General features: G+C 71.5%; 19 protein-coding genes and 1 pseudogene. 13 read left to right on the forward strand and 7 right to left on the reverse strand.

Going from position 1 to position 24,946, the window contains the following annotated elements; all coding sequences use genetic code 11:
* Window positions 1-44 precede the first annotated feature (44 nt).
* The 4 genes from NGF19_RS21005 to NGF19_RS21020 all read left to right on the forward strand — a co-directional run bounded on the left by NGF19_RS21005 (window position 45) and on the right by NGF19_RS21020 (window position 2,135).
* Entirely contained in the window at window positions 45-449 is a 405-nt protein-coding gene (locus tag NGF19_RS21005) for a Tat pathway signal sequence domain protein (RefSeq protein WP_252426610.1), read from the forward strand.
* On the forward strand, window positions 446-1,096 hold the full coding sequence (locus NGF19_RS21010; RefSeq protein WP_252426611.1) for a class F sortase: 651 nt from the start codon (window positions 446-448) through the stop codon (window positions 1,094-1,096). The genes NGF19_RS21005 and NGF19_RS21010 overlap by 4 nt, the downstream gene beginning before the upstream one ends.
* Window positions 1,097-1,180: 84 nt before the next feature.
* Window positions 1,181-1,672, forward strand: coding sequence for an RNA polymerase sigma factor (locus NGF19_RS21015; protein WP_252426612.1), 492 nt, complete (start codon window positions 1,181-1,183; stop codon window positions 1,670-1,672).
* Complete coding sequence (locus tag NGF19_RS21020) at window positions 1,656-2,135, forward strand: hypothetical protein (RefSeq protein ID WP_252426613.1); 480 nt, start codon at window positions 1,656-1,658, stop codon at window positions 2,133-2,135. Before NGF19_RS21015 ends, NGF19_RS21020 begins: the two co-directional genes overlap by 17 nt.
* 3 nt (window positions 2,136-2,138) lie before the next feature.
* Here the strand turns inward: NGF19_RS21020 and NGF19_RS21025 are convergent.
* Window positions 2,139-3,301 (reverse strand): annotated as a pseudogene (locus tag NGF19_RS21025) (hypothetical protein).
* 93 nt (window positions 3,302-3,394) lie between these two features.
* On the reverse strand, window positions 3,395-4,597 hold the full coding sequence (locus NGF19_RS21030) for an MFS transporter (protein WP_252426614.1): 1,203 nt from the start codon (window positions 4,595-4,597) through the stop codon (window positions 3,395-3,397).
* Between the two features lie 79 nt (window positions 4,598-4,676).
* On the opposite strand from NGF19_RS21030, the gene NGF19_RS21035 reads away from it, so the two are divergent.
* Window positions 4,677-5,642 (forward strand): ArsR/SmtB family transcription factor, encoded by a 966-nt coding sequence (locus NGF19_RS21035; RefSeq protein ID WP_252426615.1) that lies wholly within the window; start codon window positions 4,677-4,679, stop codon window positions 5,640-5,642.
* Window positions 5,643-5,859: 217 nt separating this feature from the next.
* Here the strand turns inward: NGF19_RS21035 and NGF19_RS21040 are convergent, their stop codons facing one another.
* On the reverse strand, window positions 5,860-7,710 hold the full coding sequence (locus NGF19_RS21040) for a DUF8823 domain-containing protein (protein ID WP_252426616.1): 1,851 nt from the start codon (window positions 7,708-7,710) through the stop codon (window positions 5,860-5,862).
* A 181-nt stretch (window positions 7,711-7,891) separates the two neighbouring features.
* Entirely contained in the window at window positions 7,892-10,459 is a 2,568-nt protein-coding gene (locus NGF19_RS21045; protein WP_252426617.1) for a D-alanyl-D-alanine carboxypeptidase, read from the reverse strand.
* Window positions 10,460-10,684: 225 nt separating this feature from the next.
* On the opposite strand from NGF19_RS21045, the gene NGF19_RS21050 reads away from it, so the two are divergent.
* The 4 genes from NGF19_RS21050 to NGF19_RS21065 all read left to right on the forward strand — a co-directional run bounded on the left by NGF19_RS21050 (window position 10,685) and on the right by NGF19_RS21065 (window position 13,585).
* Window positions 10,685-11,440 carry a GOLPH3/VPS74 family protein gene (locus tag NGF19_RS21050; protein WP_252426618.1) on the forward strand — a complete coding sequence of 252 codons (756 nt, stop codon included), beginning with the start codon at window positions 10,685-10,687 and terminating at the stop codon, window positions 11,438-11,440.
* A 355-nt stretch (window positions 11,441-11,795) separates the two neighbouring features.
* On the forward strand, window positions 11,796-12,653 hold the full coding sequence (locus NGF19_RS21055; RefSeq protein WP_252426619.1) for a helix-turn-helix domain-containing protein: 858 nt from the start codon (window positions 11,796-11,798) through the stop codon (window positions 12,651-12,653).
* Window positions 12,654-12,878: 225 nt separating this feature from the next.
* The gene (locus NGF19_RS21060) at window positions 12,879-13,088 is read left to right on the forward strand and encodes a DUF397 domain-containing protein (RefSeq protein WP_252426620.1); all 210 of its coding nucleotides are present in this window, start codon (window positions 12,879-12,881) and stop codon (window positions 13,086-13,088) included.
* 308 nt (window positions 13,089-13,396) lie between these two features.
* Window positions 13,397-13,585 (forward strand): hypothetical protein, encoded by a 189-nt coding sequence (locus NGF19_RS21065; RefSeq protein WP_252426621.1) that lies wholly within the window; start codon window positions 13,397-13,399, stop codon window positions 13,583-13,585.
* 284 nt (window positions 13,586-13,869) lie between these two features.
* Here the strand turns inward: NGF19_RS21065 and NGF19_RS30740 are convergent, their stop codons facing one another.
* On the reverse strand, window positions 13,870-14,256 hold the full coding sequence (locus NGF19_RS30740) for a hypothetical protein (protein ID WP_289736496.1): 387 nt from the start codon (window positions 14,254-14,256) through the stop codon (window positions 13,870-13,872).
* Between the two features lie 252 nt (window positions 14,257-14,508).
* Between NGF19_RS30740 and NGF19_RS30745 the strand changes: the two genes are divergently transcribed.
* Entirely contained in the window at window positions 14,509-15,504 is a 996-nt protein-coding gene (locus NGF19_RS30745) for a hypothetical protein (RefSeq protein ID WP_289736498.1), read from the forward strand.
* Between the two features lie 320 nt (window positions 15,505-15,824).
* On the opposite strand, the gene NGF19_RS21075 is transcribed toward NGF19_RS30745, so the two are convergent.
* Both NGF19_RS21075 and NGF19_RS21080 read right to left on the reverse strand, forming a co-directional pair.
* Window positions 15,825-16,541: a hypothetical protein gene (locus NGF19_RS21075; RefSeq protein ID WP_252426622.1), complete on the reverse strand. Its 717-nt coding sequence runs from the start codon at window positions 16,539-16,541 to the stop codon at window positions 15,825-15,827.
* Between the two features lie 298 nt (window positions 16,542-16,839).
* A complete protein-coding gene (locus tag NGF19_RS21080; RefSeq protein WP_252426623.1) occupies window positions 16,840-19,428 on the reverse strand; it encodes a bifunctional FO biosynthesis protein CofGH in 2,589 nt (862 codons plus the stop codon).
* Between the two features lie 247 nt (window positions 19,429-19,675).
* Between NGF19_RS21080 and NGF19_RS21085 the strand changes: the two genes are divergently transcribed.
* The 3 genes from NGF19_RS21085 (at window position 19,676) to afsR (ending at window position 24,797) form a co-directional block, all read left to right on the forward strand.
* On the forward strand, window positions 19,676-21,190 hold the full coding sequence (locus tag NGF19_RS21085) for a CehA/McbA family metallohydrolase (RefSeq protein WP_252426624.1): 1,515 nt from the start codon (window positions 19,676-19,678) through the stop codon (window positions 21,188-21,190).
* A 59-nt stretch (window positions 21,191-21,249) separates the two neighbouring features.
* Complete coding sequence (locus NGF19_RS21090; RefSeq protein ID WP_252426625.1) at window positions 21,250-21,642, forward strand: nitroreductase/quinone reductase family protein; 393 nt, start codon at window positions 21,250-21,252, stop codon at window positions 21,640-21,642.
* Between the two features lie 212 nt (window positions 21,643-21,854).
* Window positions 21,855-24,797, forward strand: a complete 2,943-nt coding sequence (gene afsR / locus NGF19_RS21095) for an SARP-family global regulator AfsR (RefSeq protein WP_252426626.1) — start codon at window positions 21,855-21,857, stop codon at window positions 24,795-24,797.
* Window positions 24,798-24,946: the final 149 nt, after the last annotated feature.

Here is a 24,946-nt window from a genome sequence, read left to right on the forward strand (position 1 = left end):
ACCTCAGCCCGCCGCCTCGGCGGGCCGACGAAAGAGAGCGACCGATGCGCCGAACCGTCCTCAGTGCCGCGGCACTTGCCTGCACCGCTGTACTGGCGGCCACTGTGCCCGCGTTCGCCGACGCGGCGACCCCGTCCCCCGTGGCCACCGCCCCGACGCACACCGCCACCCCCACCCCGGTGCCGACCAGCCCCGCCGCCTCGGCCCCCGGCTCCACGCAGCCCAAGCCGGAGCCCTCCATCAGCGAGGTTCCCGAGCCCGTGGCGACCAGGCCCACGGAGCAGGGCCAGGTCTCCGTCGTGCCGAAGGGCGCGCCCGACACCGGCGTGGCGGAGGAGTCCTCCGGGTCCGGCTCCCAGGGCGCGCTGATCGGCGGGGGCGCCGCCGCGGTGCTCGCGGCGGGCGGCGCGGTGTTCGTCGTGCGTCGCCGGCGGGCGACCGGGGCATGACCCTGTTCTCCCGGCGCGCCTTCGCCGCCGCGGTGCTGGCCCCACTGCTGCTGGTGGGCTGCGGCGGCCCCGGCGACCACGGGTCCGGGGCCGCGCAGGACCACCGGTCCACGGTCGCGAACTCCCCCCGTACATCGGGGGATTCGTCCGGCCCCGCGCACACGGCGCACGCCCTGCGGCATTCGGCCCCGGTCAGGCTGCGGATCCCGGCCATCGGAGTCGACACCCCGGTCATGCGGCTGGGGCTGGCCGCGGACGGCAGTGTGCAGGTGCCCCCGATCACGGCGGACGACCAGGCGGGCTGGTACGGCCACTCGCCGACCCCCGGTCAGGTCGGTCCGTCGGTCATCCTCGGCCATGCCACGGTCGGCGCCTACGGCGACGGGGTCTTCCGTGACCTCGCGCGGCTGCACCAGGGAGAGCGGATCGTGACGCGTCTGGAGAACGGCTCGGAGGCCGAGTTCACCGTCAGCGCCGTGCGGACGGTCGCCAAGGCGGCCTTCCCCACGGACACCGTCTACGGGGACGTGGACCGTCCGGAGCTGCGGCTCATCACGTGTGGCGGGCCCCGGACCGGCGACGGCTACCGGGACAACGTGATCGTCTTCGCCACGCTGAGTTCCACGATGAGTTCCACCAGTCCCTGACCCCGTCCCGGATCCCGGCCGACGGAACCCTCTTCCGTCGGCCGGGATCCTTCCCTACGAGTGCCCTCACGACCATGGAGTGCGTTGAAACGGTCCCGTGACAAGGCAGCGTCCGAGTTGTTCGCCGCCCTCTACCCGAGCCTGGCCGGCTGGTGCCGCCGTCTCGTCGACGACGACGAGACGGCCCACGAGGTGGCCTCGGAGGCCTTCACCCGGCTGTGGGCCCGCTGGACCTCCGTGGAGGAGCCCCGCGGCTTCCTCTACGTCACCGCGGCCAACCTCGTCCGGGACCACTGGCGCAAGCTGGAGCGCGAGCGCAAGGCTCTGCGCCGCGTCACCACGGAAGCGGCCGTCCGCCCGCACACCGAGCAGGCCGACCCGTCGGTCCGGCTGCTCGTGCAGTCGCTGCCGGAACGACTGCGCGTCCCGATCCTGTTGCACTACTACGCTGACATGCCGATCCGGGAGGTGTCCGCGCTGACCGGGCGCAAGGAAGGAACCGTCAAGGCCGACCTCCACGCGGCCCGTGAACTGCTCCGCGTCCACCTGAGGAGAAGCCTTGAGCACACGCTTTGACGACGACCCGGAGTTCGGGTCGGACGACCCGCTCGTGCTGCTCCTGCGGTCCTCCCCCGAGCACCTCGGGCCGCCCCCCGGCCGCTACGAGGAGATCCGCCGCGCCGCGAGCCGGCGCAAGCTGCGGCGGGCCGCGACCGGGGCGGGCCTGACCGGTGCGGTCGCCGTCCTCGTCGCGCTGCCCTTCTACCTGTCCGGCCCCGCGGCGCCCCCGTCCCCGGCGGTCCCTCTCGCCCCGCCGCCCGCGAGCAGTCCGGCGAAGCCCGCCGACCCTTCGGCGACGCCCACACCGATCGCCTCGTATCCCACGGTCACGCCCGCGCCCCGCGAGTCCGCTACCCCGACCAGGCCACCGGAACCCACCGTCGGGCCACCGGAACCCACCATCAGGGCGCCGCAGCCCTCGAACCCGTCGTCGAGCCGGCCACCGACCCCCACGGCGACGAGCCCGGACGAGCCGTAGCGCTCAGACGCGAGAGACGGTTCCGCAGTCCGTCGATCGGTCGGCGTCGAGGCCCTGGCTGCGGTCGTACGGGTCCGTCGTCGGGCCGGTCCGGTCCGCGCCCGCGGGGTGGGACGAGTCGAAGTGTGGGTGCAGATAGCCGTCGTAGACGTCGCAGGCCGTGTTGCCGACGTTCACGTCGTGGCGCAGGACGGAGATCTTCCCCCGGGTGACCCGGTACCGCGACGGGTCGGCGAGTTCCACGTCGAGCACGCGCCGCACGATGGTGCGGGTCACCTCCTTCGCGCCCCGGTCCGCGCCGACGACCGGGTAGACGAAGGTGTAGTCGGCGTGCACGGTGACGGCGGCGTCCCGGCCCTTCTCGAACGTGATGCGGCCCCGCGTCTTGACCACGTCACCGGCCAGGCGCGCCTCGGCCGGGTCGAAGCGGCTGAACATGGTCAGCGGATCGTGCTTCTTGTCCGGCTCACGCAGGGCGGTGTCGAGATCGTGGAGCAGGTCCTTCTGCTGGGGCTCGATCAGGTCGAGTGCGGCGGTGGGGCGCGCGCCGCGCAGGGTGACCGGTTCAGGTTCGCCTCGACCAGGAGCTTCTTGGTCTGCCGCAGCCCCTGCTCCACCCGCTCCGCGGACAGCGGGCCGACCGCGGTGGCCTTCGGCAGGACGATCCCGGCCTCTCCGTCGGCCCAGCGCTCGGCCGGAGAACCGGCGAACGGCCGTGCCAGGGTGGGGACTCCGGGGTCGGACGTGGGCGGCGCGGTCGGGGCCGCCGTCTCCTCCGGCAGCGCCGCCGCCGCGGCGGCCTCCCGGTCCCCTGAGCCGAAGGGGTCACCGGGCAGCAGCGACGGCTTCATCGCGACGGCGGCCACCGCGAGCGCGACGGGCACGCCGAGGAGCGCCCACCGCCGCCGACGCCGGGCCGACCGCCCGTTCATCTGCTGCCAGGCAGGCCCCGTACGCCAGCCTTCGGGCAGTTCGCCGCGCGCCTCCCGCTCCCGCAGTCGCCGGGTGACCGTACGGGCCCGCGCGGACGGTTCCTTGGGGGCCGAGGCGCGGATGTCCCGCTCGCTGTCCCTGGCGAACTTCTCCCAGATGTCATCGGGCAGCGAAGAGGGCTCGGCCCCCTCCCCGGAACCGGGTACGGGCTCCTCGGACGGCTTGTCGGCCACGGTGCGTACGTCTCCTGTCGACTCGATCGGTGACAGCAGAGCGTACGACACCCGTACGACAGTCCGACCGGTGCGCGACTGCCGCCGGACGGGTCAACTCTCCTCCGCGACCAGGTGCTTGTCGGGTTCCGTGTCCCGCTCCCGGTGTCGGCCCGGCAGGGCCAGCGCCAGGGTCGCCGCGAGCGAGGCCGCCGCCATCGCCGTGATCGCCGCACCGGGCGTGGTCAGTTGGGCCACGCCGCCCGCCAGCGCCGCGCTCACGCCCTGCATCGTGAGCATGCCGGACGAGTGCAACCCGAGGGCGTGACCGCTCAGTTCCTCCGGGGTCAGCCGCATCAGGCGCTCCTGCTGGATCAGGCTCGCGCCGAAGCCCACCGAGGCCAGCGCCGCGCAGGCCGCCGCCACGGGCACGGCGGGGTGCAGGGCGAACACCAGGTACGGGGCGGCCAGCAGCACCAGGAACGGGATGCCGAGGCGGCGGCGCAGGGCGGGCGGCAGCAGGCGGCCCGTCGTGACGTCCCCGGCGAACATGCCGAGTGCCGCGCACGCGAACAGCGCACCGGCCCGGTCGGGGGCGTAGGAGACGAACAGCGACTCACAGCCGACGACCAGGCCGTTGGGCACCCAGAGCAGCAGATACGTCGTACGGCGCGGCGGGGACGACCACAGCAGCGCGTTGGTGCGCCAGGTCTGCGCGATCGACGGGCGGCCCGCGGCACGGGGAGCACGCCGCGTCAGACCGAGACGGCTGACGATCGCCGCCCCGAGGTAGAGCGCCGCGGCCACGCCGAGCGTGGTGCGCGGCGACAGCGCTGCCACCAGCACGCCACCCGTCGCGTACCCGGTGATCTGCGCGATCCCGCTGACCATGTTGAACACCGAACGGCCCAGCAGATAGCCGTCCTTGGACAGGATCTCGGTCAGCAGCCCCCAGCGGACCCCGCCGCCGAGCGACTGGACCAGGCCGAGCAGCAGCAACACCGCGAAGACCCACGCGATCGGCAGGCCCGGCGTCGCCATCAGCGCCGTACCGGCCGCGAAGGCGCACGCGATGCCGGTCATGGTCGCGCGCGGCGGCAGCCGGTCCGCGGCCGACAGCAGCGTGGTCGCGCCCACGACCTGCGCCAGTTGCGGCCCGAACATGCTGATCGCGGAGAGCAGGGGCGAGTCGGTAGCCCGGTACACCAGCGTGCCGAGGGCCAGCCCGCCAAGGGTCATCGCGGCGGTCTGGAGCGAGGTGGACAGGAAGAGCGGGGTGAACTCCCGGGTGCGGAAGAGGTCGGAATAGCTGCGCATGCCCGGAGTCTGAGCAGGTCGCGACAGCGGCCGTTACTGTTTCGCGCACACGCGAAACGTGGAGGGAGCACGCGCCGCCATGGGTCTCTGGTACGTCAACGCCGACACCCTCGCCGGGAGCCGGTTCCGCATCTCACCGCTCGCCGAGGTCTTCGCGAGCCTGCAACTGCTGCACCGGGGCACCGCCTCCCACCCGGGGGAGCGCGCCTGGCTGACCGCCCATCTACCCGCCTACCAGAGGAAGTTGGCCGCCGACCCGGTGACCGCGCTGCTGGTGCGCTGCGGTCTCGGACCGGAGTGGATAGCGGACTTCCTCACGCCCACCCCGAGGCGCGGGGAGAGCTTCGAGGAGGCCGTGGCCCGCGTGCGTACGACGCCTCCGGCCGAGGCCCGCGGCCATGTCACCGTCGCCCTGCGCGGGCCGCTCCCCGCCCGCCTGGACCGCGACGACCTGCCCGAGCGCGCCGCCGAGCTGTTCACCTGGGTGTGGACGCGGACCGTAGAGCCCTCCTGGGACCGGCGGCGGCGCATCCTGGAGGCCGATGTGGTCGCACGGTCCGCCCAGTGGAGCCGGGGCGGCTGGGCCGCCGCGGTGGACGCCCTGCGGCCGGGCCGTACCCGCTGGCTCGGCGGCAACCGGCTCCAGGTCAACCTCCACGAGTATCCGCCGCGCGAGATCTCCGGCGCCGAGCTGGTCTTCGTGCCGGTCACCCCGCAGACCGGCTGGGTGTCCTGGGAGGAGCCCGACCGGTACGCCGTCGTCTACCCGTGCGCGGGCGTCCTGGCCCAGGGGCCGCGCGAGGCGGTGCCCGCGAGCCTCGGCGCGCTGCTCGGACCGGCGCGTGCCGGAGTCCTCGTACTGCTCGACTCCCCCATGAGCACGAGCCAGTTGGTCGCGGTGACCGGGCAGGGGCTCGGCTCGGTCGGCCGGCACCTGAGGGTGCTGCTGGAGGCGCGGCTGGTGGAGCGACGGCGGGCGGGGCGGTCGGTGCTGTACTCCCGCACGGCCGCCGGGGAGGTCCTCGTCACGGCACAGCGGGGCTGACGCGCTAGGGCCTGTCGTCACATTCCCGTCGTCGCCCGCAGGGCGGCCCGGCGGCGTCTGGTGCGTGCTCTCGGTGTGCCGGGCGGAAGCCCTCGTACTGGATGTACGTGGGCTTTCGTCCGGTGCGGCGAGAGGGCGTGCCGGGCGTCGCCGGGCAGACGGGAATGTGACGACAGGCCCTAGGTCACGGCGCTCCGCGTCGGTGCGGGTCCGGTCGTCAGTGCAGCTCGGGCGGGCAGGGCGTGCCCCGCGGGAACTGGTACGGCGCGCCCAGCCGGTAGGTGCCCGGTCGCGGGGCGAGCAGTTCCGTCCACTTGTCGCCCGCGGCGTCCTCGGGCGCCTCCCGGACACAGCCGTTGAGGTTCTCGTACGTCTTCGGCATACCCTCCGCGCGGTGCTGGGACTTCGCGGTCTCCCGCGGCGGCTTGACGCCGTTGCCCTCCTCGTCGACCAGGCCCAGCCAGGGCGAGTACGGGACGCGGATGAGGACCCGGCCCGCCTTCGTCACCCGCATCGTCAGCTCGCCCTGCTCGGCCCGGTCGACCACCGCGGGGGGATCCGCCAGGGGGGTCGGGTCGGTCACGGCGAAGAGCTGGAAGGTCTCGTCGCCCCAGATCTGCTGGAGATACGGCATGCCCCGCTGGACGAGCGCGCGCTCGCGCTGGCCGCCGGTCGGGTCCGGCTCCCCCTTCGGCAGCACCACGAAGTGCACCGACCAGCGTTGCAGCCAGTCGTGGTAGTTCGCGGAGTTGAGCGTGTCGTCGTAGAAGAGCGGGTTGCGCTTCATGTCTGCCTGCCGGTTCCAGCCGCGGGCCAGGTTGACGTACGGGGCCAGCGCCGACGCCTCGCGGTGCGAGCGTGCCGGGACGACCTCCACGCGGCCCTTCTCCGCGCCCGCCAACTGGAGTTGGTTCACCAGCGGGGCGATCTCGCGGGCCCAGGACGCCGCCGGGGCCGTGTGGACGATGTCGTCGACCGTCTTGGCGCCGATCCAGACGCCGAAGCCGGCGCAGGCGATCACGAGCGCGTACCACTTGCGGCTGCGCGGCACCGTGAACGGCAGGGCCGCGGCCAGTGCCACGCCCGCGAACAGCATGGCGAGCCGGGTGATGTTCGAGCCGATCTGGGAGCTGATCAGCCAGACCAGGAGCACGGCGATCGCGTAGACCGCCGAGGTGATGCGTACCGTCTTCCACTCCTTGGGGACCAGGAAGTAGACGAAGACGGCGTAGAGGACGGGCAGGCTCGCCGATCCCGGCCCCATCGGCTGCGTTCCGGAGAACGGGAACAGCCAGGCCGACAGCGCGACCACCGCGGACGGCGCGAGGCCGAGGGCCCATGCGCCCGGCAGGCGCTTCTGGAGGAACAGCGCCACCGCGACCAGGCCGACGAACAGGCCCGCCACCGGGGACGCCATCGTGGCGAGCGCGGCCAGCGGCGCGGCGCACAGTGCCTTCGCCCAGCGCTTGTAGCGCCAGCGGTGGGGCCAGCAGAAGACGCAGGCGGTGGCGCCCAGCGCGAAGGCCATGCCGAGCCCGAAGGTCACCCGCCCTGATATGGCGTTGCACACCAGAGCGAAGACCCCGGCCAGGGCGGGCCACCACGGTTCGCGGACCGCGCGACTGCGGACGAGGATGAGCGTGAGCAGTCCGGCCGAGACGGTCCCGGCGATCATCATCGTCGTACGGACGCCGAGTACGGACATCAGATACGGCGAGACCACGCTGTACGACACGGGGTGCATGCCCCCGTACCAGGCGAGGTTGTACGCCGAGTCCGGATGGCGGCCGACGAACTCCGCCCACGCGTCCTGCGCCGCGAGGTCGCCGCCGCTGTTCGCGAACGTGAAGAACCAGACGAGGTGCAGCACCCCGGCGAGGGCCGTGATCGTCAGGACAGGGTGCCTGCGGGCGAGGTCCGCGCCACGGGAGGACCGCAGCCTGGCGAGCAGGGTGCGCGGGAGGGGCTCGCCGGTCGGCGCGCCATGCGGTATTCGCAAGGCCGAGGCCCCGTCCGTACGACGGCCCGGTTCGGCGTCGTCGGCGTGTGTCGGCTCCGCTGTGGCCACTTGAGGCACTCCCCGTGTCCTGTCCTGCGTGACGGCGAGCGTCCCGTCCGCCCCCGCTTCACGACCGCGTTGCAGCGGTTGTCGACCTGTCCGATTCGTGACGCTAGCACGCACCTCGCCGCGGGTGTTCCCGGGTGGGGATCCCGCGGCGAGGGACTGACAGTGTGCTTGCGGCGGCGGCTCAGCCGATCCGGGTCAGCCTGTCCGTGAAGCCGGGCTCCACCAGGTCCGCCTGAAGGGCGACCGGGACCTTCACCGCGCCGTCGGAGCTGCCGTCGCCGACGGTGAGCGTGCCCACCGTGGTACCGGCCTTCGCGGTGTGCGGTACGTCCTTGGCGTCGAAGGACAGCTTCACCTGGAGCCCGGACCAGCCGACCGCGGTGACGTCCTTGGTGACGACGACCGGGGTGTGACCACCGAGCTGGTCGTCGACGTACCCGACGACGTCACCCTTCTTCAGGATCTTCGCGGAGGTCGGCACCTTCTGCGCGGCGAGCAGGGCGGTCTTGCTGACGGCGTTGACCGTGTCGAGGATCGACCCTCCCTTGTACTGGGCGAGGATCGCGCCGACGATGGTCACCGTCCGACCGCCGACCTGCTTGTGCGTGGCGAAGAGGAGGTTGCCGCCGGCCGCGGTGGTGGTGCCGGTCTTCAGACCGATCGCGCCGATCGTGTACGGCAGCGAGTTGTAGTTGTTCCAGGTGTGGCCGGTGGGGTCCGTCCAGCTCGCCGCGCTGGTGATGTTCACCATGGCCGGGATCCGCATGGCCGCGGTGCCGAGCTTCACCTGGTCCTCGGCGGTGGAGACGGTGGACTTGGTCAGCCCGGACGGGTCCGTGTACGTCGTGTTGGTCATGCCCAGTTCCTTGGCGGTGTCGTTCATCTTCTTGACGAACGCTTCCGAGGAACCCGCGTCCCAGCGCGCCAGCAGACGCGCGATGTTGTTCGCGGAGGGGATCATGACGGCGGAGAGGGCCTGCTTCTCGGTGAGGACGTCACCTTCCTTGACGGTGTTGAGCGTGGACTCGTCACCATTGACGTCGTAGCCGGCCTCCTTGGCCGCCGTCGGGTCGATCTTGATCTTGGGGCCTTCCTGGCCCGGCTTCAGAGGGTGGTCCCTGAGGATGATGTACGCCGTCATGGTCTTGGCGACCGAGCCGATGGGCACCGGCTTCTGCTCGCCGAAGTTGCCCATGGTGCCGATGCCGTCGACGTCCATCCAGCCCTGACCCTCGTCCGGCCAGGGCAGGTTCACCTTGTCGCCGTCGAACGTGTAGCTGTCCTTGGCGGTGAGCGCGAGCGTCGGGGTCGGCAGCGGCCGTACGGCCTGTGCGACCGCGAAGATGATCACCAGCAGGACGACGAGCGGCGTCCAGATCTTGATCCGGCGCGCTATGGTCCGCACCGGAGTCTCCGGCGGCGGCGGGGTGTTGGTCAGCTCGGCGAGCAGATCCATCGGCGGCTTCGGCGGAAGCGGCTGCTGGGTGGTGCGCTCGGGGCCGACCTGCGGCAGCGCGGTGGTCGCCTCGGCGGTACCGGCGGCGGGCTTCGGCTTGGCCGGGGCCTGCTCGTCCAGGGACTTCAGCGCGACGAACTTGCTGGTGCGTTCGGTGCCGGAGGTCGCGTCGGAGGCGGGCGCACCGGACTTCGGCTTGTCGTCGTCCGCCTTGGCCTCGGAGGGCTTGCCCTCGGCGGACTTGGCGGCCCACGCCGGACCAGGCTTGCGCGCGGGCGTGTCGATCTCACCCTCGTCGGCGGATCGCTCGGACGGCTTGACGTCGGGGCGCTTGAGCATGGTCGTGGGCTGATCCACGACCGGCTTCCGGACCTTGAAGATCGCGGTGGGCTGATCGACGGAGGGCTTGGAGCCCTTGTCGCCTTCGCCTTCGGCTTCCGCGTCCGGGGACTTCTTGGAGTCGTCCTCGGCCTTGGGTGCCTTCTTGGCGTCCGAGTCGGGCTTCGCGTCGCCCTTGGCTTCTTCCGTCTCGGCCTTGGGGGCCTTCTTGACGTCAGGCTCGGGCTTCGAGTCGCTCTTGGCTTCGGTCTCGGCCTTGGAGGTCTGTTCGGACTTGCCCTTGGCCTCGGAAGCCCCGTCGGCTTCGGTCTCAGCCTCGGACTCGGAGTCCTCCTCGGCCTTGGCGTCCGCCTCGACTTCGGACTTCGACTCGGACTCGTCCTCCGACTTGCCCTCGCTCTTGGGCGCGTCCTTGGCGTCGGCGCCGGAGTCCGCAGACTCGGCGTCGCCCTCGGAGGCATCCTCGGTCACCGCCTCCGCAGCGCCCGCGCTCCCGCTCCCGCTCTTGGCGCCGTCGACCTGCTCGGCCTCCGCGGCCTCCGCGGCCTCCGCGGACTCGTCCTCGGCCGTCACGGCCGACGCGTCATCGGAACCCCCGTGCCCCGCGCCGGACTTGGCCTCGGCGGACGCGCCCTCCGCGACGTCCCCCGCGCTCCGTACCCACGAAGCCAGCGAGGCACGCCGCGCACCGTCGTCCCCGGTTCCCTTGCCGCGTCCGGCGACGCCCCAGGCGTCCGCACCGGTCTCGCTGTCAGCCGCGTCACGCGGCTCCCGCGCGGAGAACACCGCCGTCGCCTGATCGGCCCCCGTCTTCTCCCCCGCCTTCTCCCCGGTCAACACGACCCGGGGATCGTGGCCGGTCCGGGTCGCCCCCGGAACCGGAGCCCCGCTCCCCGACGTCGCTTCCGCCGACGACCCCTGCTGCTTCGACCTGTCGGGGGACTCGCCCGCCACCGATGCCTCCTCGTTGCGCCCCGCCCACGCGCGCGCTTGCCGAACCACGAACCGCCGTCCGGACATCGCTGTCCGAACCATGTACCAGTGTCCTGTCTGAGAGATTGACCCCTGCGCTAGACGAGAACGACATACCTGTCGGTTCCACTACATTCCGGTCACGCACTCTCGACAGACCAATGTGAGAGGGGTCACCCTGTCATTCATCCACGCGGGGAGGCATGGATGGGCAGGAGCCGCAGAACACTTCCGGAAGAGCTTCTGTTGCTGGCGCTGGACCCGGCCACGGGTACCACTGCACAGCCGCAGTCGCTCGACCTCGGTCTGGCCGGAGCACAGCTCGTGGAGCTGGCACTGGCCGGACGGATAGCCCCAGACGGGGATCGTATCGCCGTGGTGGTGCCACGGCCGACTGGAGATCCGACTCTGGACAGCGCGTTGGAGTTGCTGCGCAGGCGTGGCGCTCCCGTACGGGCGGTCCATTGGATCGGCGGGCCGCGCCTCGGTCTTCGCCAGACGTATCTCTCGCACCTCGAACGGTGCGGCATGGTCCAGGCCGTGCCCGGCCAGATGTGCGGGGTGCTGCCGACGACGCGCTATCAGGCGACGGAGACGGCCATCAGCCGGGAGATCAGGGCCCGGCTGGACACCGCGATCCGTACCGGCGTGCCGCCGGACGCCCGGACCGCGGCGCTCGCCGCGCTGGCCCACGCGGTCGGCCTGGGCAAGCACCTGTATCCGGGCAACGAGGGACGCTCGTCCCGCTCCCGGCTGCGGGATCTGATCAGGCACGACCCCATGGGCGGTCTCGTGGCGCACGCCGTGATGGACGTCCAGAACGGCGTGGGCGCCCAGCCGCGCCGTGGCCCGGCGCCGTCTCGCCGCCAGGCCGCCTCGGCCAAGTCCGCAGCGGAACCCGCCCACGGCGTTCCGATGCAACCGCATCACCACGGGTCCATGGCGCGCGCCGTGGCCCACTGACCCACACCTCACGAACCGGAACGCGCGCCCCTCACCGAGGCCCGTTCCGGAAGCCACCGGCCCGCGCGGGACGGGTCGAGACCGTACGTCGGACGGCGCTGCGGCCTCACCGCCCCGCGCGGTCGCATGCCGACCGCCGTACGCGAACTCCCGGCCCCCGGTGGTTCCTTCGTACGACAGCGGCAGAACCGTACGACATCTTCGGGCCCCGGGGGCCAACTTCTGGCCAAGTGACGCCCAACGAGCGTGCAGGCGCCGCATATCCGCGGTTTCCCAGCGGTAGGAAACACCTTGGTGGCAATCTGCTCAGCAGCAGATAGGCAAAGCAGGGGCACGCAGCCGGAGGTACACATCCGTGGCGTCGAATGTCAATCCCACCGTCCGGCGACGCCGGCTCGGACAGGAACTACGCAAGCTCCGTGAACAGAAGGAGATGACAGCCGAAGAGGTCGCCGAGCGGCTCCTGGTCTCACAATCGAAGATCAGCCGGTTGGAGAACGGCCGCCGCAGCATCAGCCCGCGCGATGTACGCGACCTGTGCGGGGTGTACGAGGTCGAGGACCAGCACCTTGTGGACTCCCTGATGGAAATGGCGCGGGCCTCGCGCCAACAGGGCTGGTGGCACGCCTTCAAGGACATTCCCTACAGCGTCTACATCGGCCTGGAGACGGACGCGGAGTCGCTGCGGGTCTACGAACCCCAGATCGTCACGGGCCTGCTGCAGACCCCCGCCTACGCCGAGGCCCTCATCCAGGGCGCGCTGCCCGAGACGCCTCCGGCCGACATCGACAGCCGGGTCAAGGTCCGGATGCGGCGCCAGGACCGCATCACCGACGAGAAGAACCCGCTCCGGCTGTGGGTGGTGCTGGACGAGGCCGCGCTGCGCCGGATCGTGGGCGACCGCTCCGTGATGCGCGAGCAGTTGGAGTACCTCGCGGACATGTCCCGGCTGCCCCATGTCACCGTGCAGGTACTGCCGTTCGACGTGGGCGCGCACCCCGGACTCAACGGCCAGTACGCGATTCTGGAGTTCACGGACGCCGCCGACTCGAGCGTGGTCTACCTCGAAGGCGTCACCAGCGACCTGTATCTGGAAAAGGCCCACGAGGTGCAGAAGTACGCCGTGATGTACGAGCACTTGCGCGCGCAGGCGCTGAATGTGGATCAGTCCCGTCAGCTCATCGCCGATATGGCGAAGGAGTACGCGCCCTGAGCATTCCGTATCGAGAAGCGCCGGACCATACACCAGCAAATCCTCAACACGTACGTGACTCTTGGGATTTGCCATCCGGTCGGGTGAACGGCCGCTCCGGGCCGCGAAGTTGTCGAGTAGCTTCCATCACGCCATCAGCAAACAGGTTGGCTCGGATCGCACCGCGGGCATGCGCTGTGACCGTGTGGCGATGACAGTAACTCGGCAACTCGCACCGGAGTGAACATGGCAGTTCTTCAGGGTTCCACGACCACGTGGACCAAGTCGTCGTACTCGGCCGGAAACGGCGCCTGCGTCGAGGTCAAGTCCCCCCTCCCGGCGGCGCTGCAGGTCCGGGACTCGAAGGTCATCGAGGGTCCGGAGCTGACCTTCCCCGCGGATTCCTGGAACGCGTTCGTGACAGCGGTGGGCCGGGGGACGTCCACCCTCGTCTGACGCGTCGATGACCGCGTCCACAACCGCACAGGCACACCGCCAGAGCCCTCTCGACCGGCCCGCCGTCCCGGCCGAGGGGGCCCTCGCCTGTCCGGGGAGTCACGGGGTCACGTGCTGGCAGAGCGCGCCGGTGGCGATGTCACCGGGGTTGCAGGTCACCGACGCGGTGTTGGTGCCGGTCGCAGTGACGACGTAGTTCGTGATCTCGGTGGGAATACCCTGCGGACCCTGTGCCCCCTGGGTCCCCCTGCGTCCTGAACGCCCTGCGGCCCCGGCCTGCCCTTCTTGCCCTTCGTCCCCTTCTTGCCGTGCCCGTGGCCATGGCCGTGATCACCGCCGAAGGCACCTGCGGCGCCGTTCGGGCCGGGCAGTGCCACGCCACCGCCACCGCCGCCGGACCTGTGGATCGCGTCGGCGACGGCCGCCGCGCTCGGGGCGGCATTCAGCGTCACCGCAAGCAGGCCGGCCGTCACCAGGGCGGCGGACTTCACGCGTGAACTACGGATCGGTCACGGCTCACGGAGAACCTTCCTCACGAACTTCCAGGGATCGGACCACAAGCACGCACACGCAACGCGCGGCATTCGCACATCTGTCCCGTGGCCTTGGCATCGAATTCGAGCTACAACGCCGGCCTTCACCTGCCGCAATCGACCGAATACGATGCGAAACATCTCTCGGATGAAGATCACCCCTGCGCCGCACGACGTTCACCGCAGACGAGCAGTGCCCCGAGGTCAAGGCCTCGGGGCACTGCGCGTGAGTTTGCCGGGCAAGCGGGTCAGCCCACGTGCTGGCAGACCACGTAGACCGTGGTGGAGGCGGTGGGACTGACGGCGGTGCCGTCGGCCTGCCACCCAAGGGGAACGCTGCCCGAGACCACGGGGGTGGTGGCAGCCGCGGCAGGCCCTGACGGCCCGGCCGTGACCCCGGACCCGCTGATGGCGGTGTCACCGCCGTTGCAGAACGCTGCCGCGGTCGGGGCGCCCGTAGCGCTCGCGATGTAGTTGCTGATCGCGGCGCCACCGCCCTGGGCCCCCTGCGGACCCTGCGGCCCTTGCGTCCCCTCTCCCTGCACGCCTTGCGCGCCCTGCGGACCCTGGGTCCCGGCACCGCCCTGGAAGCCCTGCGAGCCTTGCGCCCCCTGGGTGCCCTGCGCTCCCGTCACACCCTGCGGCCCCTCAATACCCTGCGGACCCTGGGTCCCGGCACCGCCCTGGAAGCCCTGCGAGCCTTGCGCCCCCTGGGTGCCCTGCGCTCCCGTCACGCCCTGCGGCCCCTCAATACCCTGCGGCCCCAAGGCCCCCTGGACTCCCTGCGGCCCCGACGCCCCCGTCACGCCCTGCGGCCCCTGCGGACCCGTGCCGCCCTGGAAGCCTTGCGGCCCCGGCTCCCCCGCCCCCTGCACACCCTGAGAGCCTTGGGAGCCTTGCGCGCCCTGGAATCCCTGCGGTCCCTGCACCCCCGCGCCCGTCACGCCCTGCGGCCCCTGCGGACCCGTATCGCCCGGGATTCCCTGCGTTCCCTGGACCCCTTGCGGACCCTGCGCCCCGGTCCCCTGGACGCCCTGAGCGCCCTGCGGACCCTGGGATCCCTGAACACCCTGCGCCCCCTGCGTCCCCGCCCCCGTCAGACCCTGCGGGCCCTGAGGCCCCGTACCGCCCTGAGAGCCCTGAGCCCCCGTGCCACCCTGCGGACCCTCGGCCCCCTGTGGGCCCAGAGCGCCCTGGACTCCCTGTGGACCCGATGTCCCCGTCACACCCTGCGGCCCCTCAATACCCTGCGGACCGAAAGCACCCTGGACCCCCTGGAACCCCTGGGAACCCTGAGACCCCTGAGCACCCGTCAGCCCCTGCGGTCCCTCTGCTCCCTGCGCACCCAGAGCCCCCTGGGCCCCCGGCGGGCCCTGCACCCCAACCCCTTGCACACCTTGAGCACCCTGAGGACCCAGAGCACCCTGGACACCTTGGAAGCCCTGGAAGCCCTGCGGCCCCTGTGTCCCGGTCCCCTGCACGCCCTGAGCGCCCTGAGCGCCCTGGGACCCCTGCACACCCTGGGCGCCCTGCGAGCCCTGCGGACCCTGCGTCCCCTCTCCCTGCGGACCCTGCGGACCCTGCGTCCCCTCCCCCTCCGCCCCTTGCGGACCCTGTGCCCCCTGCGCGCCCTGTGGACCCTGCGGACCCGGTCTGCCCGCCTTCCCCTTCTTGTGCTTGCCCTTCTTCCCCTTCTTGCCGTGGCCGTGGCCATGGCCGTGATCACCATCGAACGGGCCCAGGGCGCCGTTCGGGCCGGGCAACGCCGCGACACCACCACCGGACCTGTCGATCGCGTCGGCGACGGCCGCCGCGCTCGGGGCGGCATTCAGCGTCACCGCAAGCAGGCCGGCCGTCACCAGGGCGGCGGACTTCACGCGTGAACTACGGATCGTTCTACGGCTCACAGAGAATCTTCCTCACGAACTGCGCGGGATCGGGCCGCAAGCGCGCGCACTCGACGCGCGTTCGGACATGCGCGCACGTGTCACGTCACCTTCGGCTGCAGACGCAGGTCAGCTTCACACCGCGTCATCGAACGAATTCGCTGCCGAATCGTGTCCCTGACGAAGATCACCCATGCGGCGCGCAGCCGCTCGGCCGACATACGTGAAGGCGCCCGGAGGCCGAGCCTCCAGGCGCCTTCACGTACTTCCTGTACTACCGGTATTTCCGGGTGACGCAGACGGCCGTCAGACCTCGCTCAGAACGCGATCGCGTCGCCGAAGTGCATCCCGCCCTGGTTGATCCCGCCGTTCACCTCGGGCCGGGGACGCTCGTGCCCGAACGGACCGAAGTGGGGCCGCTCGTGCTCACAACGCCCGAAGTCACGCCCCTCGTCGGCGAAGAGACCGAAGTGGGGCCGCTCGTGCTCGCAGCACCCGAATTCGTGACGCTCGTGCCCGAAGGGACCGAAGTGGGGCCGCTCGGGTCGGCAGAAGTCGTCGCGGCGCTGCCCGACGTGTCCGATACCCCGGAACCACTCGGGACGGCCGTTGTGGTTGTTGAGCTCGTCCTCGTGCTGGTTGTCCATGATGACCGGACCCTCGGCCAGGATGGTGGTGCTGTCCCCTACATGCGTGGGGCCCTGGATCTCCGAGGTGGGCGTCATACCCGGAGCGCCCTGGGGGCCCTGGGGGCCCTGCGGCCCGGGGATGCCCGGCCTGCCCGGGATACCCGGGACACCCTGCGGACCCTGGGGACCCCGCTCGCCGCGCTCGCCCTTCGGGCCCCTCTCGCCCCTCTCGCCTCGCGGCCCCTGGCCGCCACCGCCGAGAGGACTGAAGGCACCTTCCACGCCGGGCACCGCGACATCCGCGCCGCCGGACCTCTGCATCGCGTCGGCGACGGCCGCCGAGCCCGACGCCACGTTGAGCGCCACGGCGAGGGCGCCGGCCGCTACCAGGGAGACGGACTTCACGCGTGAACTTCTGATCGTTCTACGGCTCACTGAGAACCTTCCTCACGAACTTCCGGGGGGCAAGCCGCGAGCACACGCACTCGATGCGCACCGTTCGCACACGTTCACGTCGCCCTTGGCTACAGACAGAGCCAGCTTCCACAGAGCGTGATGGAATGACTACTGTCCGATCCGTGTCCTACGTGAAGATCACCCAAGCGGCACGCAGGCGACATGAGGCGACGGGCTGGGAAGGCCACCGAGGCGCGCGAAGGGCCGCCGGGTCGAAACACGGCGGCCCTTCGTGACGGAACCCCGCTCAGTTCTCCAACACCGGGAGCAGTTCGGGCAGATGACCGTCCGAGGCCGCCGCGGTGCGCTGCCGCTCCTCGGGGACCTCGCCGTACAGCGTCGTACGGGGCTTCGCCGGGCGGCCCGCCGCCTCCGCCACCGCGACCAGGTCCCTGACGGACTTGTACGAGCCGTAGGACGAGCCCGCCATGCGGGAGATGGTCTCCTCCATCAGGGTGCCGCCCAGGTCGTTGGCGCCGGAGCGGAGCATCTCCGCCGCACCCTCCGCGCCCAGCTTCACCCAGCTCGTCTGGATGTTGGGGATCCAGGGGTGCAGCAGCAGCCGCGCCATCGCCGTCACCGCGCGGTTGTCGCGCATCGTCGGGCCGGGGCGGGAGATACCTGCCAGATACACCGGTGCGTTGGTGTGGATGAAGGGGAGCGTCACGAACTCCGTGAAGCCGCCGGTCTGTTGCTGGATGCGGGCGAGGGTGCGGAAGTGGCCGAGCCAGTGGCGGGGCTGGTCGACATGGCCGTACATCATCGTCGACGAGGAGCGGATGCCCAGTTCGTGCGCCGTCGTCACGACCTCGATCCACGTCGCCGTCGGCAGCTTGCCCTTGGTCAGGATCCAGCGGACCTCGTCGTCCAGGATCTCGGCCGCCGTGCCGGGGATCGTGTCGAGGCCCGCCTCCTTGGCCGCCGTCAGCCAGGCGCGGATCGACATACCGGTGCGCGTGGCGCCGTTGACGACCTCCATGGGCGAGAAGGCGTGCACATGCAGGCCGGGGACGCGGGACTTCACCGCCTTCGCGATGTCGAAGTAGGCCGTCCCGGGCAGGTCCGGGTGGATGCCGCCCTGCATGCAGACCTCGACCGCGCCGACGTCCCACGCCTGCTGGGCGCGGTCGGCGACCTGCTCCAGGGAGAGCGTGTAGGCGTCGGCGTCCGTGCGCCGCTGGGCGAACGCGCAGAAGCGGCAGCCGGTGTAGCAGACGTTGGTGAAGTTGATGTTGCGGGTGACGATGTAGGTGACGTCGTCACCGACCGCCGAGCGGCGTACGTCGTCGGCGACCCGGCACAGCGCGTCCAGCGCCGGGCCGTCCGCGTGCAGCAGGGCCAGCGCCTCGTCGTCCGTCAGCTTCGTCGGGTCGTCCGCCGCCGTGCGCAGCGCCGCCCGTACGTCCGCGTCGATGCGCTGCGGGACCATGCCGGGGGCCGCCGCCTCGCGCAGCGCCTCCCAGTCGCCGTACACCTGGTCGAAGTCGTCGCGGCGGTCGCCCGTACGGCCGTCCGTGTCGATCGAGTGGTGCAGATCCGTCCGGCCGGAGGGGACGAAGACCTCCTCGGGTTCCTGCCACGGGTGGCCCTCGACGACCGCGTCCGGGCGGGCCAGGCCCGTCTCCGGGTCCGCGAGCGCGCGCACGTGCGGCAGCAGCCGGGGGTCCAGCCAGGGCTCGCCGCGCCGTACGAACTCGGGGTAGACGCAGAGGCGTTCGCGCAGCTCGAAGCCCGCCGCCGCGGAGCGCTCCCGCAACTGCTCGATCTGCGGCCAGGGGCGCTCGGGGTTCACATGGTCGATGGTCAGCGGCGAGACGCCACCCCAGTCGTCGATGCCCGCGCCGATGAGCCGCTCGTACGCGTCGTCCACGAGGTTCGGCGGCGCCTGGAGGCAGGCGCTCGGGCCCATGACGTGGCGGGCCACGGCCACCGTCGCCACCAGTTCGTCCAGCTCCGCGTCCGGCATGCCGCGCATCGCCGTGTCCGGCTTGGCGCGGAAGTTCTGGATGATCAGCTCCTGGATGCCGTGGTACGCCCGCGCCACCTTCCGCAGCGCGAACAGCGACTCGGCGCGTTCCTCGTACGTCTCGCCGATGCCGATCAGCAGCCCGCTGGTGAACGGGACCGAGGAGCGGCCCGCGTCCTCCAGGACCCGTAGCCGCACCGCCGGTTCCTTGTCCGGGGAGCCGTGGTGCGGGCCGCCCGGCTCGGACCACAGGCGGGTCGCCGTGGTCTCCAGCATCATGCCCATCGACGGCGCGACCGGCTTGAGCCGCTGGAGGTCGGTCCAGGACATCACCCCGGGGTTGAGGTGCGGCAGCAGGCCCGTCTCCTCCAGGATGCGGACGGAGATGGCGCGGACGTAGGCGATGGTGTCGTCGTACCCGTGCGCATCCAGCCATTCGCGGGCCTCGGGCCAGCGGTCCTCCGGCTTGTCGCCGAGGGTGATCAGGGCCTCCTTGCAGCCGAGGGCCGCGCCCTTGCGGGCGATGTCGAGGACCTCGTCCGGGGAGAGGAACATCCCGTGTCCGGCGCGGCGCAGCTTGCCGGGGACCGTCACGAAGGTGCAGTAGTGGCACTTGTCCCGGCACAGGCGGGTGAGCGGGACGAAGACGCTCTTGGAGTACGTGATGACACCGGGCCGTCCCGCTGCCTCGAGACCGGCGTCGCGGACGCGGGCGGCCGAGGCGGCCAGGTCCTCGAGGTCGGCGCCGCGGGCCTGGAGGAGTACGGCGGTCTCGGTGACGTCGAGCGCGACTCCGTCACGGGCGCGTTTGAGAGCGCGACGCATGGAGTTCTCGGTGGGGCCCGTTCCAGGGGTCGCCGAAGTCGTCATCCCCCGAGCATACGTTCACGGGGATCAGGTCATAAGGGGCGGATACGGACCGGTGGGGCGGGTCGAAGGCGGGCCGCGGGCACCGGCCGTGGCGGCGACCGCACACCGTCCCGCCGGTACTTGGCCGCCGATCGCCTTACGTTGCACGGGAGTTCACGCGTGAATGCCACAGTGGTACGCGTGGTACGTGCCACCCCGCGCCATCCCCGCAGCACCCCCTGTCCCGTGACACGTTGGGAGCACCGGCATGTGCGAGAACGACCACGGCATCGACCGACGCGCGCTGTTCGTGACGGGCGCCGCCGCCGCGCTTACGTTGGGAGCCGTGAGCTTCCCCGAGAGCGCCGCGGCGGCGAACGGCCAGGAGACGAGGACCGTACGCGGCACGCTGCCGACCGGCTCCCCCGACTACGTCTATCTCCCGGTCGAGGTCCCCGCGGGCGTGCGGGAGATCAAGGTCGCGTACACCTATGACAAGCCGTCCGTCCCGGCCGGTACCCAGGGCAACGCCCTCGACATCGGCATCTTCGACGAGCGCGGCACCGAGCTGGGCGGCAAGGGGTTCCGCGGCTGGTCCGGCGGCGCCCGCAGCGAGTTCTTCCTCCGCGCCGACGAGGCCACGCCGGGCTATGTCCCGGGCCCCGTGCGCCCCGGCACCTGGCACATCGCGCTGGGCCCGTACACGGTGGCGCCCCAGGGCCTCGCGTACGAGGTGACGATCACGCTCGCCTACGGCGCCTCCGGCCGTACCCCGACGCCCGTCTACCCGCCCTCCCGGGCCAAGGGGCGGGGCCGCGCCTGGTACCGCGGCGACTGCCATCTGCACTCCTGGCACTCGGACGGGCGCCGCACACCGGCGGAGATCGCGGCACTGGCTCGTGCCGCCGGGCTCGACTTCATCAACTCCTCGGACCACAACACCCATGCCTCGCACCCGCACTGGGCCGACCAGGCGGGCGACGACCTGCTGATCATGCTGGGCGAGGAGGTGACGACGCGCAACGGCCATGTGGTGGCGCTGGGCACCGACCCCGGCACGTTCGTCGACTGGCGTTACCGCGCCCGCGACAACCGCTTCGGGCGGTTCGCCCGGGAGATCCACCGGGCGGGCGGACTGGTCGTGCCCGCGCATCCGCACGCCACCTGCGTCGGCTGCGGCTGGAAGTTCGGGTTCACCGACGCGGACGCCGTCGAGGTGTGGAACGGCCCGTACACACCGGACGACGAGGTGATGCTCGCGGAGTGGGACAACACGCTGGTGGCCGCCGTCCGGGAGGGGCGCGGCAGGTGGCTCCCGGCGATGGGCAGCAGCGACGCGCACCGGGACCCCGACGCGGTGGGTTCCCCGCAGACGGTGGTGCTCGCCGACGACCTGAGCCGTCCCGCCATCCAGGAGGGCATCCGCGCGGGCCGCTCGTACGTCGCCGAGTCCCAGCACGTGTCGCTGGCCTTCTCGGCGGTCGGTGACCGCGGGGAACACGCGGGCATCGGCGAGCGGTTGAAGGTGGCGCGGGACACGTCGGTCACGGTCCGCCTCGAAGTGCGGGGCGCGCCCCGCTGCACGGTCCATCTGGTCACCGACCAGGGGACGCTGTTCACCAGCGACCCGCTGCCGGTGTCCGGGACGGGCACGGTGGAATGGCGTACGACAGCCGCGTACGCGGCCTACGTACGGGCGGAGTTGCGGCACGAGACGGCGGCGGGGCCGCTGCCGGGGGCGCTTGCCGCGGTCACCAACCCGATCTTCCTCGGCGGGGCGTGACCGCTCACGCCGCTCCGGGGACACATCGCACGGCACGAAGAGCAAGGAGCAAGCCGGTCATGTCACAGCAAGGCGACCGCAAGTACCGGACGATCACGGCCTTCCAGCGGCGCATCAATCCGGTGCTGCGCCGACTGCCGTTCCAGACGGTGCTGGAGACGGTGGGGCGCGTCTCGGGTCAGCCGCGGCGAACTCCCGTGGGCGGGCGCCGTGTCGGCGACTCCTTCTGGCTGGTCTCCGAGTACGGCGACAGGTCCCAGTACGTCCGCAACATCCGGGCGAACCCGAGCGTCCGGGTCCGTATCAACGGCCGCTGGCACACGGGAACGGCCCATCCGCTCCCGGAGGACGACCCCAAGGCCCGCCTCCGGAAGCTCCCTCGTATGAACAGCATGGTGGTGCGGGCCTTCGGCAAGGACCTCCTGACGATCAGGGTGGACCTGAACACCTGACCCGTACCAGGGGAGTCGGGGTGTGACGCCAGGGCAGTATTCGGTGCAAGAAGGTGGACGGGACGTCGCGCGCGGGGAGATCGTGTGAGGGCCTTGTGATGTAGCGCGCAGTGGGCTGTGATCGCCGTCTCGCACGGCTGACGTATCCGCCATGAACAAGGCAAACTGGCCTCTTGGCCGTTAAAAGTTCGGAAGGGCGCCAGGGGGCAGCGATGGACGGTGTACCGCGGATTCCGGAGCAGCAGGCTCTCGGGGAATCAGCGGCACTGCGCTTCGGCGTGCTCGGACCGGTGCGCGCCTGGCTGGGGGACGAGCCGCTCGCGATGGGCTCGCCGCAGCAACGCGCCTTGCTGGCCGCACTGTTGCTGCGCGAGGGACGTACGGCGACGGCGTCCGAGCTGATCGACGCGCTGTGGGGCGACGATCCGCCGCCGCGGGCGCTCGCGGCCGTACGGACGTATGCCTCCCGGCTGCGGAAGGTGCTGTCCACCGGGGTGTTGGTCAGTGAGTCGGGTGGCTATGCGGTGCGCGTCCGCGATCCGCACCACCTGGACCTGGTGGCGGCGCAGGATCTGGCGGCGGAGGCGGAGAAGGCGAAGGGCTCCCAGAAGCTGGGCCGGGCCCGGGAGTTGCTCAACGAGGCACTGGCGCTGTGGGACGGCGAACCGCTGGCCGGTGTGCCGGGGCCGTACGCGGACACGCAGCGGGCACGCTTGGAGGAGTGGCGTCTCCAACTCCTGGAATCCCGCCTTGACATGGACCTGGAGCAGGGCTGCCATGCCGAGGCCGTCTCGGAGTTGACCGCGCTGACGGCGGCGCATCCGCTGCGCGAGCGGCTGCGGGAGCTGCTGATGCTCGCGCTGTACCGCTCGGGCAGGCAGGCGGAGGCCCTGGCCGTGTACGCGGACACGCGCCGTCTCCTCGCCGACGAACTCGGGGTGGACCCGCGGCCGGGTCTGAAGGACCTCCAGCAGCGGATCCTCCAGGCCGATCCCGGCCTCGCGGAGCCGTCGGCCCCGGTCGCCGACCCCACCCCCGCTCGCGTACGCCCTGCCCAACTCCCGGCCACTGTTCCCGACTTCACGGGCCGCGCGTCCTTCGTCGCCGAACTGGGCGAGGTCCTGGCGTCGGCGGAGGGCCGGGTGATGGCGGTCTCGGCGCTGGCGGGCATCGGCGGCGTGGGCAAGACGACCCTCGCGGTCCATGTGGCGCACCAGGCCCGTACCTCCTTCCCCGACGGGCAGTTGTACGCGGACCTCCAGGGCGCGGGCCAGCGGGCGGCGGAGCCGGAGACGGTGCTGGGGTCGTTCCTGCGGGCCCTCGGCACCCCGGACTCCTCGATCCCGGACTCGCTTCAGGAGCGGGCGGCGCTGTACCGCTCAGTGCTGGACGGGCGGCGGGTGCTGGTGCTGCTGGACAACGCCAAGGACGCGGCCCAGGTACGCCCGTTGCTGCCGGGCACGGACGGCTGCGCCGCGCTGGTGACGTCGCGGGTGCGGATGGTGGACCTGGCCGGTGCCCATCTGGTGGACCTCGATGTGATGTCGCCGGACGAGGCGTTGTCGCTGTTCACGAAGATCGTGGGCGAGGAGCGGGTGGCGGCGGAGCGGGAGGCGGCGCTCGACGTGGTCGCGGCGTGCGGCTTCCTTCCGCTGGCGATCCGTATCGCCGCGTCCCGCCTCGCGGCGCGGCGCACCTGGACGGTGTCGGTCCTCGCGAGGAAGCTCGCGGACGAGCGGCGCCGTCTGGACGAACTCCAGGCGGGCGACCTGGCGGTCAAGGCCACGTTCGAACTGGGCTATGGCCAACTGGAGCCGGCCCAGGCCCGCGCGTTCCGCCTGCTGGGCCTGGCGGACGGCCCGGACATCTCCCTCGCGGCAGCCGCGGCGGTCCTGGACCTGCCGTTGGAGGACACCGAGGACGTACTGGAGTCCCTGGTCGACACGTCGCTGCTGGAGTCGGCGGCTCCGGGCCGCTACCGCTACCACGACCTGGTCCGGCTCTACGCGCGTGCATGCGCGGAACGCGACGAACACCCGCCGAGCGAGCGGGGGGCGGCGATGTCGCGGTTGCTGGACTTCTATCTGGCGACGGCGGCGGGTGGCTACGCGATCGAGCGCCCGGGGGACCGGCTGGTGGATCACCTGCAGCCGACCGCGTATCCGGGATTGAGGTTCGAGGACCGGCACCAGGCCCAGGACTGGTTGTACTCGGAGGCGGCGTCCCTGCTCGCCTGTATCCGTCAGTTCACGGGATCCGAGACTCTGCTGCACGCGATCGACCTCCTCTGGGCGGCGGTCGACCTCACGGAGTCGGGTGCCAACTCCAAGGAGTACGAGGCGGTCGCCATGGCGCTGCGCGACGCCGCGCGGGCCCGCCAGGACAGGCGGGTGGAGGGCCGCGCTTCCGTCGTCCTCGCCTACACCCAACAACTCTCCGGCCGCTTCGCCGAAGCGGACGACGCCGCACGCGAGGCGCTCCGACTCACCGAAGGGCAGAGCGACAGGCTGGCGCGCTGCTGGGCGAACAACCTCCGCGGCACCACGACGTTCTTCCGAAGCCGCTACTCGGACGCCGAACGCTACATGGAGCAGGCTCTGGCCGGCTTCCGGGACTGCGAAGACCTGGCCGGGGAAGCGAGTGCCTTGTGCAACCTCTCACGTATCCATCTCGCGACGGGGCGTCCGCAGAGCGCGGTGACGCTCGCCCGGCGAGGTGTCGAAACGTATGAGACGTTGGGGCACGCCCTGAAGGGTGCCAACGGCCGCTACGCACTGGGCATGGCCCTCACCGAGAACGGGGCGTACGAGGAGGCCGGCGATCAGTTGCACCAGGCCCTGAAGGTCTTCCGCGACAGTCGTCAACGCTTCTGGGAGGGCATGACCCTGCTCAGGCTCGCCGAGGTGGACCTGGCGGCCGAGCGTCCCGCGCAGGCGTCGACCAACGCCGAAGCCGCTCTGACCGTGCTTCGCGGCATCGGCGGCGAGTGGCGGCGCGGCAATGTCCTCACCGCGCTGGGACGAGCGCTCAGCGGGATAGGACAGTGGGGCAGGGCTCAAGTGTGCTGGCAGGAAGCCCTGACGATCTACGAGACGTTGGAATCTTCCGAGGCAGAGATCGTCCGGACACTGCTCGCGCCGGCGGCAGCCGCATGATCCCGAACGGCGTTCATCATTCGTTTATCGCCGACCGGCACTCTGGTTCTGGTCGATCCGTCGCGTCGGGGGGCAGACGGACCGCCGGTGAGGTCGCCGAACCCTCGGTCTAGGGTGGCGACTTGAGTGAGCCGCCCGGCCACCCTCGG

The organism is Streptomyces macrolidinus, from assembly GCF_023887685.1.
Taxonomy (GTDB): domain Bacteria; phylum Actinomycetota; class Actinomycetes; order Streptomycetales; family Streptomycetaceae; genus Streptomyces; species Streptomyces macrolidinus.

Bases quoted from the DNA above. Each gene is read 5' to 3' on its own strand.
- NGF19_RS21005 (WP_252426610.1), top strand. From the start codon at position 45: ATGCGCCGAACCGTCCTCAGTGCCGCGGCACTTGCCTGCACCGCTGTA.
- NGF19_RS21010 (WP_252426611.1), top strand. From the start codon at position 446: ATGACCCTGTTCTCCCGGCGCGCCTTCGCCGCCGCGGTGCTGGCCCCA.
- NGF19_RS21030 (WP_252426614.1), bottom strand. From the start codon at position 4,597: ATGCGCAGCTATTCCGACCTCTTCCGCACCCGGGAGTTCACCCCGCTC.
- NGF19_RS21035 (WP_252426615.1), top strand. From the start codon at position 4,677: ATGGGTCTCTGGTACGTCAACGCCGACACCCTCGCCGGGAGCCGGTTC.
- NGF19_RS21050 (WP_252426618.1), top strand. From the start codon at position 10,685: ATGGGCAGGAGCCGCAGAACACTTCCGGAAGAGCTTCTGTTGCTGGCG.
- NGF19_RS21060 (WP_252426620.1), top strand. From the start codon at position 12,879: ATGGCAGTTCTTCAGGGTTCCACGACCACGTGGACCAAGTCGTCGTAC.
- NGF19_RS21080 (WP_252426623.1), bottom strand. From the start codon at position 19,428: ATGACGACTTCGGCGACCCCTGGAACGGGCCCCACCGAGAACTCCATG.
- NGF19_RS21085 (WP_252426624.1), top strand. From the start codon at position 19,676: ATGTGCGAGAACGACCACGGCATCGACCGACGCGCGCTGTTCGTGACG.
- NGF19_RS21090 (WP_252426625.1), top strand. From the start codon at position 21,250: ATGTCACAGCAAGGCGACCGCAAGTACCGGACGATCACGGCCTTCCAG.
- afsR (WP_252426626.1), top strand. From the start codon at position 21,855: ATGGACGGTGTACCGCGGATTCCGGAGCAGCAGGCTCTCGGGGAATCA.